The sequence below is a fragment of the Raineya sp. genome (assembly GCF_053497555.1).
Window position 1 is genome coordinate 1 of the sequence record NZ_JBRCWE010000050.1, and the last position, 11,982, is coordinate 11,982.

The following is an 11,982-nucleotide window of genomic DNA, read 5'->3' on the forward strand; positions in this document are numbered from 1 at the left end:
GTGTATAGCCTGCGGTATGTAGATTTTATGATGCCCATGATAAAAGCTATCCAAGAACAACAAAAACTCATCGAAAACCAAAAACAAAGAATTGAAGCATTGGAAGCAGAAAATAAAACTCTAAAAAGTCAAAAAGCAGAAATAGAAAAGATGAAAGCCGACATAGAAGCTATCAAAAATGAACTTATGCAACAAAAAATAAATGCAGGAAAGTAAATATTACATCATTCTCATATTTTGAAAATAAGATAAAAGTTCATCAATAATACTTAAATAAAACTTTTATCTTATTTTTTTGCATAATCACAAAACAATATTTTGCATTTGCAAAAATTTTATTACTTTTGCACAAAAACATTACTCATCTTTTCATAGTAAAATGCAAGGCTTATGAAAAAACTTTATTTACTAACAGCCTTTGTTTGCTTGTGGGGACAAGTGAAGGCTCAAGGGGTAGGCATCAATGACGATGGCTCCGCTCCGCATAGTTCAGCAATGTTAGATGTCAATTCTACAACCTCTCTGCCACGCAAAGGTTTCCTTCTTCCTCGTATGACACAAGCCCAACGATTGGCTATCACCACTCCTAATAATAGTTTGCTTGTGTACCAAACCGATGGAACGCTTACCGAAAGAGGATTTTGGTTTTATGATACTCCCACCACCACTTGGCGAAGGCTTAGTGCAGAGGCAGGCTGGCTACTTACAGGAAATGCAGGAACTAATCCCGCCACCAATTTTTTAGGAACAACCGACAACGTAGATTTTGTATTGCGTACCAATAACCTTGAACGTTTGCGAGTAAGAAGCAATGGAGATGTTGGTATAGGCTTAGCCCCTAACCTACCTACTGAGCTGCTTCATTTAGAGGAGAACAATGACGCAAACAAATCTACGCTCTATGTGTTTTCAAGGCAAACAAGCACATTTACCGATTATCAAAATAGAGCTATCGTAGGGCAAGCACGTGGAGGAAGCGGAACTTGGGGTTATGCCATCGGTGTTACAGGTATTGCCGAACAAGCTAACTCTTGGTACGCCACGGGGATTTATGCGGGTTTAGGTACAACTCTGCCCTCTAGTATTGGTGGTGACCAAGCATTGTACGCTGATGGAGGAGGTTTGGGATACGCTGGAATATTTATGGGGGGAAATGTTGGTATTGCCGCCACTGCTCCAAGTGAACTTGTTGAAATGGGAGGAACCAATGCACGTCTTTTCCTTAATAGTGCTACTTCTAATATGATTCGTTTCAATACCAACGGAGTTGCCGCCCCTACTACTACTACTCGCAGTAATGGAACAAAAATTGTTTTATATCCTCAAATAAGTGGTACAAGCGTTGATTACGCTATTGGTATGCAAGGTTTTTCTCAATGGTATAGTGTACCTGAAGCAACCAGCACCTATAGCTATCGTTGGTACACTGGTACAACAGAAAGAATGCAGCTAAGAGGTGATGGTTTATTAAATATAGGTGCCTCTGTGCTACCTATTGCAACTAGGCTTGAAGTATATGACCCTTCTTTATCTGCTGTGACCGTTGCTAGTTTTAGGAATAATGCGTCTACTGGTACCCAAATAGGAATTGGAAGTATTGAATTTACGAGAGACTTCAATGCCTCTACTGACTTTTCAGACAATGTTACTATAAAATATAATGCAGATAGTGGCTTTGACTTACAACTGTTTAATAACTCGGCTGCTAAACCAACAGGTGGCTCTTGGTCTGTCCCCTCTGATGCCCGTTTAAAAGATGATGTAAATACTTTCAAAGATGGTTTAAGTGTTTTGCGTAAAATAAAGCCAGTCTATTTTAGATATAACGGAAAAGCTCGAACCCCTAACGGCGAATATGGAATAGGTATTATAGCTCAAGAAATGAAGGAAGTAGCTCCTTACACTATTAGCACTTTTGAAGTCAATGACAAACCCTCTGATTTAGCAAGCATCAAAGAATATTATAGCTACAACCCTGATGCTTTGCACTACGTAACAATTAATGCTGTAAAAGAACTTGATGCCAAACAGAATCGTATGCAAGAAGTTCACAAAAATATCAGCGACTTTGGTGTAACAAGCCTAAATAGTAGTGAAGTTTTTGTTCCCTTCAATGCAGAATTCAAGAAAAACCTAAACCCTAGTGTTACTCCCGTAGTTACAGTTACCCCTATTGGGCAGGCGGCAGTAGTGAGTATCATTTCCCAAGATGCTACGGGCTTCCGAGTGCGTGTTAATAACTTCTCTCAACCTGTACAAGTCAATTGGATTGCAATGGCACAAGTAAAAGAAAATTTGTATGATGACCTTAAAATAGAACATACTCCTACTGAAAGACAAGATTTGGTTAATAAAGTAAAACTCCCCAAAGCTACTATTCGTGATAAACTTGAAAGAGAAAAAGAAGTTTTAGAAAAAGAACGTCAAATGAGAGCCAAGGTGGAAGCAGAAGCCAAAAAAGAGGCACTGAAAAAAATGCCAGGACAAGACGAACCACCCATAGTGCCTGAACCTCGTAAAAAATAGTCAAACTCTTTTCAAAATCCCGAAATTTCGTTTCGGGATTTTGTTTTTTTCATAAAATTTGCAAATCACCAAAAGATTTCTGTATCTTTGGAAAATGAACTAAACTTGATTTTTGTAGATTTGCAAAAATCAGCGTTAAACTTTTGGATATTCAATCGCTCAAACCTCTTGAATCGTAGCAATGGCTCGCAAGAATACAATCTTTAACTTCTTTACAAGCCCCCATTATACTTTACGCAGAAAAATAGTAGGCGGTCTGCTCCTTGTGTTTGCTTTATTTGCTCTGGCAACAGGTCTATTCCTTTGGCGTATGAGCCAGCTTGCCGAAAGAGAACGTTACCTCATCAGCATTGCTTATCCTTCGCAAGAGCAATTAGAAGCCCTCAAAGGATATGTAACACAAACCAATTCGGCATTGCAAAGCCAACTGATTTACAGAAATCCACTATTTGCTTCTGAAAGGGAAAATATATGGAATTACTTCATTAAAGCTACAACCGATACACTGGGGCGTTATGAAAAAGAATGGAAGCTCTTGGAAGATAGAACCGATTATGCTACACTCCTTACCGATTTGGAAAAGTTAAGACGCTATCAGCGAAGTATTTCCCGAATTGTAGAAGAGCAAGAACGTGAAGGGGGTAGTTTTACAGGTGGGAATTTTGCTACTTCCGATACTACACGTATCAATATCACTGAAGAGCAACAAGAAGCTACTTTTGATAGCAAATCTGCTTTTGCTAATACCGATATAGAGGCTTCCATCGAAGGTGTAGAAATAGTTAGAGGGAAAGATGCACAAACTTTTGAAACAACTTCGGGGGCAAAAATGGACGCTGAACGCTTTGTAGTTCTTTCCGAAAATGCTAAACAACTCTATCAAAAGCAAATCCTTGAAATCACACAAAAAATTTATACCGATATTGACCGCCTCATCAAAGGCAGAAAAGAGCAAATTCGTTTAGAGCGTGAATACCTTGATTTGCACAATAATTTACTCATTATTGCTGGCATTTTGTTTATTCTGCTGATGATAGCAGTAGTGTATTGGAAAGGAAAAGACATCAACCAAAAAATACACAAGCGTTTGCAAGAAGTTGATGAATACTTGCTTTCACTTGCCGAGGGCAATCTACCCAAAATTCAGTGGCAAGGTGAAAAAGATGAAACCCTCCCCATTTTGCGTAAAATAGAAAAACTCACTTACGAACTATCTCAAACCCAAGAACTTGCCAAGCAAATCGGGCAAGGGAACTTTGAAACCCAACTGCACGTATTTGATGATAAGGGCGTACTCGGAACAGCTTTCTTGCAAATGCAAGAAGGTCTGAAAAACGTATCGGAGCAAGAAAATATCCGAAACTGGCTCAACGAAGGACTCACGCTCTTTGCCGATATTCTCCGCGATACCGAAAACCCTCAAAAGCTTTATGATAATTTGGTTCGCAATGCCGTAAAATATGTAAAAGGACAATATGGCGGCATTTACATTATTAGCAGCAGTAGTGAAGGCGAAACCCCTTATTTAGAGCTAAAATCGGCTTATGCTTTGGATAAAAAGAAATATATCAAACAACAAATTTATGTAGGACAAGGGCTTGTTGGGCAATGCTGGCAAGAAGGCGAAAGTATTTATTTGCTCAAAGTTCCCAAAGATTACATTCATATTGCTTCGGGTTTGGGCGAAGAGGCTCCTCGTTCTATTTTACTTGTGCCTATCAAAGTAAGCGGCGAGGTGTTTGGGGTATTGGAAGTAGCTTCACTCAACCTACTTACCGAAACTGAAAAGAACTTTTTAGAGGTGATTGCCGAAGATATTGCTTCTGCTATTTCTTCTATCAAATCCAATGAAGAAACACGTCTATTGCTGGCATCTTCCAGCCAAGAGATAGAGCAAATGTCGGCTCAAAAAGTGGCTATGGAGCAAAGTATGGCTCAGCTCATAGCCGACAGAGAGGCACTTGAACAACGCAACGCCGATATGGCGGCTTTCGTGCAAGCTATTCAGAAAGCTACTATTGTTGCCGAATTGGATAGGCACGGCTATTTTATTGATGTCAATGATAACTTTCTGGAAATTACAGGCTATACTCGCCGAGAAGTTATTGGGCAACACCGCAGTTTTTATGCCCCCAAAGATTCCGACCCTGCCGAGTTTAGTTTGGCTTGGGCTCAACTTTCGCAAGGCAATTATATTGAAAAAGTTATCAAACGCTTACGCAAAAATGGCTCTGAAATTTGGATGAGAGCCTCATTTTTCCCTGTTTTGGATAAGGAAGGCAATTTACAAAAAGTAACTTGTGTTTGTACTGATATTACAAGCAAAATGTTGCAAGAAGTTCGCGACCAAGAAAATCAAAAAACAGCGGGCTTCAAAAATACCGTGCTTGAACATTCCTTTTTGGTTTTTGAAACCGATAGCCATTTGCATATCAAAGATATGAACGAATATGCAATGAACGACCTCAAAATTGCCAAATTGGATTACATCGGGCACCACATAGACGAAGTAATTTTAGGACGTTGGGACTACAAGTCGCTACTTGCCGAGCTTGAAAACCGAAGTATCGCCGAAGGTCTGGTAGTGCTCAAAACTGCTGATTTTGGTTTCCGTTATGTAAAAATGGTCATTGCTAGCGTAAAAGATAAAAAAGGCGAAATTGAAAGTATTTTTTGGGTAGGAACAGATATTACCGAAAGCAAAGTGAAAGAAATTCAACTGGAAGATAAGGTAAAATATTTGGAAAGAAAACTGCAACTTTTGGAAGAGAAAAATCAACAATAATTTTACAAAAAAATTGTGCATTAAAATTTTTTTTGTATCTTTGCCACTCATTTGGAAAAAGCATACAAAAAATTAAAATTTTACGGCAATGGCGAAGAAAAAAGAAAATCGTGTGCAAGTAATTTTAGAATGTACCGAACACAAAGCATCGGGTATGCCGGGTATGTCTCGTTATGTTACTACCAAAAATAAAAAAAATACCCCTGAACGCTTGGAATTGAGAAAATACAACCCTATTCTCAAAAGGTACACTATTCACAAAGAAATTAAGTAACCTTAAAACCTTACAGCAATGGCAAAGAAAGTAGTTGCGACCTTGAAAAAAGAAGACCCCAATGCCAAAAACTTTGCAAAAGTAATCAAGGCAGTAAAGTCTGAAAAAACAGGGGCATATATCTTCAAAGAAGAAATCGTACCCCTTGACCAAGTGAAAGAAACCTTGAAGTAAAACACAAAACCTATAAGAATAGCTCAACTCTTATAGGTTTTTGTTTTTTAGTCGTAATGATTTACGTTCAGGTGTGCCGAATCCTTTTTCCTGCTTCCTGTTTTCCTGATGCAAATCAAATTAGACAAAAACATTACTTTTAATCTTGGGTAGATTTTTGCAAAGAAATGTTAAAGATAGCGTTTAGGATAATACCCGTATTGTTTTGCAAGATATTTACGCCATTCACTTCCCTACCCAGCAAGAGTATCTGATTAAAAAATCCACCTTCTACTTTGAAACGCTTATCAAACTGATAGCCAAGCAGTATTCCCAAACGATTTTGGTCAAAAATATTTTCACCTAAATTTTTTCCAAAGCCTATAAAAATTTCATCATAAATAGCCGCATAAGGAAATGCAGTATTCGGCTCTTTTGCGAGTGGTGCTTGTAAGCGAAACATATATCGCAAACGATTGAGGAAAATATACCTATCTTCTTTTTGCAAAGTTGCATCAGAGTAAGCCCCGAGCCACCTTTGTTCCAACATAAAACGATGCAAAACATCTACACGAGGCAGTTTATCTGTGAGTGTAACCGCCTGAAAAAGCCGATGTTCCGTAAAATCTTTGCCAAAAGTATTGATAGGCGTTTGGCTATACGGAAAAGTTTCAATCCAGCCGTAGCCAACTCTTAGCTGTACTTTGGGGTGCAATTGGTAATTCAACCCTACACGCAAGAGGCTTTGTTGCCAAGCGTTTATCCATTCGGTACGCCGCCACTGATATTCAGTATGGATGCTCCAAGTTTTAGAAAGCCCAAAAGTGCCAAAATAGTTGTACCAGCCTATGGTATTATACTCATTGGTTCGCCCATTTTGAGCCAAAGCAAAACCAAACGAAAAAAATAAGATAAAAAATGCGAAAAAATTATTTCTGTATCTCATAAGGTTATATTTTGAAAAATAATCACAAATATAAACATATATTTTTATTTTTGTAATTTGTGTTAAATAAAAAATTATGGCAAGCGGCAAGGTCGCTATTGTAGCGACTTTGCCACTCACAAAGCAAGCAAGCAAGAAGGACTAATTATTTACCATTACAAAAGCCCCCCAAAAGTAAGGTTGTGGGAATTTTTTGCGAGTTTCTTTCATTGCATTATGCAGAGCATCATATTTATTTGCTCCTTTTAACCAAGAAGCATAGAAATTGGTCATCAGAAACTCCGTAGCGGCATCATCTACCTTCCAGAGGCTGGTAACCACAGCATTAGCACCCGCCACTTGAAAAGCCCTTTGTAAGCCGAAAATTCCTTCGGTATTTTTTACTTCCCCTGCCCCTGTTTCACAAGCTGAAAGAACAACCAAATCCGTTTCGCCTAAATCTATGGTCTGTGCCTCAAAAGCTGTGAGCATTCCATCTTCATTAGGCTTTTTTTCTTTTCGCAAGGTTTTTTGTACCCCCGCCAACAAAAGCCCTGAACGAATGAGCGGATTGAGATTTTTTATTTTGTTTTCCCCTGTTTTTGCCTCGTTCAAATCTTCTTCTATATCTTCCAAGAAATAGCCGTGAGTAGCTATATGCAAAATACTTGGGCTATGAGCATCTTTTATGCTTCTTTCATTCGCCTTTTTGTCTGTAAGTTTTTGAGCCTCTATGTTTTTAGTTTTTAAGATTTTTTCAATAGCTTCTACTTCTTTTTTGGTACCGGGCAAATTTACAACAGTGCTTCGGTAGCGGGTCATATCATCTAATTCGGCTAATCTAAGCGTATCCAAAGGGGCTGTAACCCCATCTGCCTCATCTTCTTCGTAGTCGGGATAGCCCAACAAGATAGCATTTTTCAAAGTAAAATTCTGTGAGCTATTCTTTAATTTTACTACATCTCGGGTACTAATTACAATCTGCACGGGGCGTTCATCTATCAAATATTTTTTAGTTTCAGGGTTCAAAAGTGTATTCGGATTGATAGCATAATACACCCCATCACAAGCTAAATATACTTTTTTAGCATTGGGATTGATTTCACGAATTCTCTGTTCAATAGGCTTCCAAAATAGGTCGTAAGATGCCAAATCCTCTTTGCGGGTACGAATAGAATTGCGATAAAACGCAAGTTCTTCTTGCTCTATTTTCGGGGTAGTACGCCATAAGAAAGCTAACTGCGGCTTGGCATAGTTCTTGGACGCTACAAAAGCCACGTAATAAATGCTGTCTGTAAATCGGTAGTCAAATTTTTGAAAACGCACAATTTCTACCGCTACCTCGTCTAGTCCTAAGGCACTTTGCACTTCTTTGAAAGTGGTAAATTTTTTTTGTTGGGTTTGAGCAAAAAGTGCCGATTTGAGCGAAAGTTGCTTTTCTATTTCCTCTATTTCTTTTTCCAAAGGTTCTGTATTGATACGCACACTATCAGTTTCATTGTTTTTCATATAAATTTGAGCCAAAGAATCTTTTTTAGCTTGCCATTTTTGATAAAGGCGAGTCAGTTCTTGGTCTTTGCCTTTGAGAATAATATTTCGCAAGCGATTTTGCTCCGAAAGCATAATTCCTTTGATAGCCAGCTGGTTGTTGTAGGCTTCTTCTATCAAATTGGAGTTAGCATCTTTACGCAAGAGCATAAAAGAATGGAACATCACAAAAGATTGCTGAAAATACTTGAAAAAAACTTCCTTTTCTTTTTCAGAAAGCGTAGCAAAGTTTTTGCGAATTTGGTCTAAAAAAATGCGATTAGCTTCTGTGTAGTAGGGCTCGGCTTTTTCGTATTGTTTTTGAACGTAATACAATTCGGCGATATTACGTAAAGTTCTGCCATATTCTAAATGCTTTTCGCCCAAGGTTTCTTTTCGGATTTGAGCTACTTCGGTAAAAAGTTCAATCGCTTTTTCAAATTTAGCTTTCTGTCGGTACATTACAGCCAAATTGTTCAAAGAGCGTGCATACGCGGGGTGTTTTTTACCTAAATTTTTTCTTGCAATTTTTAAGCCTTCTTGATAGAGTGGCTCCGCCTTTTCAAATTCGCCTTTGTTGTTGTAAATATTGGCAAGGGCATTCAGCACTGAGCTATAGAGTTGGGCATCGGCTGGGTTATCGCGGCAAGCGGCAAGGGCTTCCTGATACATTTTTTCAACTCGTTCGCTTTGTCCATCTTTACGAGCATACAAGAGAGCCAAATTGTACAATGAACGAGCATAATCGGGGTGCTTGGTGCCGTAAATTTCTTTGTTGATTTGAATAGCCTCTGCGAGCAAAGGTTCTGCTTTATCCAAAAGCCCTTGCATACGATAAATGTTTGCCAAATCATTGATAAGCGAGGCATACTCCCGATTGTTCTTGCCACGTACTTTTAGAATGTCTATGGCTTGTGTAAAAACCTTTTCTGCTTCGGCGTACTCGCTACGAATGTAATAAATTTTACCCAAATCTTTCAGAGCAAGGGCATAATCGGGGTGCTTATCACCTACGTTTTCTCTGATAATATTTCGGGAAATTTTGTAATACTCCTCAGCTTTGGCATATTTGGCTTGCATAAAGTACAAATCAGCCAAGTTTTTTACTATTGTGGCATACGCCGAGCTTTTTTCGCCCAAAGTTGTTTTGTAAATGCCCAGAGCCTCTTCGTAAGTAGTTTCGGCAAGGGCGGGTCTGCCCGAAACTTTGTAGAGAATAGCTAAATTATTGAGTGTATTGGCATATTCGGGGCTTTGCTCTTGCTTATTTCGCTTGCGAATTTTGATAACATCTTTGAAATAATCTTCGGCAAGCGTAAATTTACCCTCATTCTGATAAAATTTAGCCAAATTCTCCATAGCCGCCGCGTACGCAGGGTTCTTTTCTCCTAAATTATCTTTCTGCAATTTGAGATGCTCAATGTAGAGGGCTTCGGCTCGGTCGCGTTTGCCTGCTTTTTCGGCAAGTTTGGCAAGACTTTCCAGAGCCTCTGCATAGCGAGGGTCTTTTGTGCCAAGCACTTCTTTATTGAGAGCCAAAGCCTGCGAATAATACTCTTCTGCCAAAGTAAATTTACCTTGCTGTTGGTACAGATAGCCCAAGTTTTCAATGGTAGTGATATAATTGGCATCTTTTTCGCCTACGGTAGCTTTGTAAATATCAGCGGCACGCTTATAGCACTCTTCGGCTTTGGCAAAGTTCTGCATATCATCATACGTAAGAGCCAAATTATTCATCACAATCGCATAATTTTTACTTTTAGGCTCTAATTTGGCGAGTGCCTTTTCAAAGGCACTGATTGCCTCGTTATACTTTTTTTCTTTGCGAAGTTGCCTGCCTTGCTCGTTCAATTCTTGCCATTTTTGAGCAAAGGTTGCAAAAGAAAGCAAGCAAAATAATACTAAAGTAGATAGGTGTTTCATCGGTGCTTTTGAATTAGTGAAGTTTCCAAATTTACAAAAAGTTTGGGGTAATTCGTAAAGAAAAACGAATTTTGTATTTTTGTGCAAATCAAATTTTGTACCAAAATTCAGTAAATTGTATGCAAGAACGTATCCAAGAATGGCTCGCTCATACCGATATAGCCACTCGCCAAATCATTGCAGAAATGCAACAAAATGCCCCACAAGAATTGCAAGAAGCCTTTTTTCAAGATTTAGAATTTGGCACGGGGGGCTTGCGAGGCATTATGGGAATTGGCACCAACCGAATGAATAAATACACCGTTGGACTTGCTACCCAAGGACTTGCCAATTATTTGAAAAAAACCTTTACCGAACCTATCAAAGTTGCTATTTCTTATGATAGCCGCAAACAAAGCCGAGAGTTTGCTCAAATTGTAGCTGATATTTTTTCGGCAAATGGTTTGCAAGTATTTATGTTTCAATCTTTACGTCCTACGCCTTTGCTTTCTTTTGCTATTCGCCATTTGGGTTGCCAGAGTGGTGTGATGCTTACTGCTTCGCATAACCCCAAAGAGTATAATGGCTACAAAGCCTATTGGGCTGATGGCTCTCAACTCGTCAAACCTCACGACGAAGGTGTTATTGCCGAAGTCAAGAAAGTAAAAATTCAGGACATCTGTTTCAATCCTCAAAGCCACCTCATTTCTTATATTGATGAAACTTTTGACGAAATATACCTTCAAGAAGTGCAAAAACTTTCGCTCAATGCCGATTTGAACCAAAAGTATAAAAATCTGAACATCGTTTATACTGCCCTACACGGCACAGGTATTACGCTTGTTCCCAAAGTTTTGGAAAGATTTGGCTTTCAGAATGTTCATATCGTTCAAGAACAAGCCGAACCCGATGGAAATTTCCCTACGGTTGTATATCCGAATCCCGAAGAAGCCGAAGCTCTCACACTTGCCCTGCAAAAGGCAAAACAAATCAATGCTGATTTGGTGCTTGCCAACGACCCCGATGCCGACCGAGTAGGTATTGCTGTAAAAGACTTGCAAGGCAATTTCGTTTTGCTCAATGGCAACCAAACAGGGGTGCTTCTGATGTATTATTTGCTTACAATGTGGCAAAAACTTGAGAAACTGCAAGGTAAAGAATACATTGTGAAAACTATCGTTACTACCGAACTCATTGATGCCATTGCAGAAAAGTTTGGTGTAAAGTGTTACAATACCTACACGGGCTTCAAATACATAGCCTCTGTAATGCGTGAAAATGAAGGAAAAACTACCTACATAGCGGGTTGCGAAGAGAGTTATGGTTATTTGATAGGTGATTTTGTCAGAGATAAAGACGGCATTTCTGCCTGTGCCCTTATTGCTGAAATGACCGCCTACGCACAAGAAAACTACGGTAGTTTATACGCTATGCTTTTGCATATTTACAAAGAATTTGGCTGGTACGAGGACGCCCTAGTTTCACTTACCAAAAAAGGCATTGCAGGAATGGAAGAAATCAGGAATATGATGACAAGTTTTCGTCAGAATCCCCCTCAAATGCTTGCAGGCTCGCCTATTCTGAAAGTAAAAGATTATCAGAGCCTTACGGAAAAAGACTTGCAGAGAAATCAGGAGCAAAAGTTGGATTTTGACGAAAAATCAAATGTTTTGCAGTTTTTCACTGCCGATGGCACAAAAATTTCTGTTCGCCCTTCGGGTACAGAACCCAAAATCAAGTTTTATTTTAACCTCAAAACAGATTTTCAAGAAAACACTCAGCAAATTCAGAAAACTTTACAAGAAAAAATCAAAGCTATCAAGCAAGATTTGGGTATTTGAGGTTAGTTTGTAAAAGATTAAAATAGAAAATCGCAATTTAGAATTTTTC

The 11,982-nt window shown here is 38.9% G+C and carries 8 protein-coding genes; 6 read left to right on the top strand and 2 right to left on the bottom strand.

Annotated features, from left to right (window positions below):
* The 5 genes from ACWITO_RS06175 to ACWITO_RS06195 all read left to right on the top strand — a co-directional run.
* Window positions 1-216: hypothetical protein (locus tag ACWITO_RS06175; RefSeq protein ID WP_448529129.1), on the top strand; the 216-nt coding region annotated here is incomplete at its 5' end.
* Between the two features lie 174 nt (window positions 217-390).
* Window positions 391-2,526, top strand: coding sequence for a tail fiber domain-containing protein (locus tag ACWITO_RS06180; protein ID WP_448529130.1), 2,136 nt, complete (start codon window positions 391-393; stop codon window positions 2,524-2,526).
* Window positions 2,527-2,707: 181 nt separating this feature from the next.
* The gene (locus ACWITO_RS06185) at window positions 2,708-5,311 is read left to right on the top strand and encodes a PAS domain-containing protein (protein ID WP_448529131.1); all 2,604 of its coding nucleotides are present in this window, start codon (window positions 2,708-2,710) and stop codon (window positions 5,309-5,311) included.
* A gap of 88 nt (window positions 5,312-5,399) precedes the next feature.
* Window positions 5,400-5,585, top strand: coding sequence for a 50S ribosomal protein L33 (gene rpmG, locus ACWITO_RS06190; RefSeq protein WP_448529132.1), 186 nt, complete (start codon window positions 5,400-5,402; stop codon window positions 5,583-5,585).
* An 18-nt stretch (window positions 5,586-5,603) separates the two neighbouring features.
* A complete protein-coding gene (locus ACWITO_RS06195; RefSeq protein ID WP_101359474.1) occupies window positions 5,604-5,759 on the top strand; it encodes a DUF4295 domain-containing protein in 156 nt (51 codons plus the stop codon).
* A gap of 139 nt (window positions 5,760-5,898) precedes the next feature.
* On the opposite strand, the gene ACWITO_RS06200 is transcribed toward ACWITO_RS06195, so the two are convergent.
* Together ACWITO_RS06200 and ACWITO_RS06205 are read right to left on the bottom strand one after the other, a co-directional pair.
* Window positions 5,899-6,684, bottom strand: coding sequence for a DUF2490 domain-containing protein (locus tag ACWITO_RS06200; RefSeq protein ID WP_448529133.1), 786 nt, complete (start codon window positions 6,682-6,684; stop codon window positions 5,899-5,901).
* 141 nt (window positions 6,685-6,825) lie between these two features.
* On the bottom strand, window positions 6,826-10,113 hold the full coding sequence (locus ACWITO_RS06205; protein WP_448529134.1) for a CHAT domain-containing tetratricopeptide repeat protein: 3,288 nt from the start codon (window positions 10,111-10,113) through the stop codon (window positions 6,826-6,828).
* Window positions 10,114-10,232: 119 nt separating this feature from the next.
* Here ACWITO_RS06205 and ACWITO_RS06210 point away from each other — a divergent pair, with 119 nt between their 5' ends.
* Window positions 10,233-11,933, top strand: a complete 1,701-nt coding sequence (locus ACWITO_RS06210) for a phospho-sugar mutase (RefSeq protein ID WP_448529135.1) — start codon at window positions 10,233-10,235, stop codon at window positions 11,931-11,933.
* Window positions 11,934-11,982: the final 49 nt, after the last annotated feature.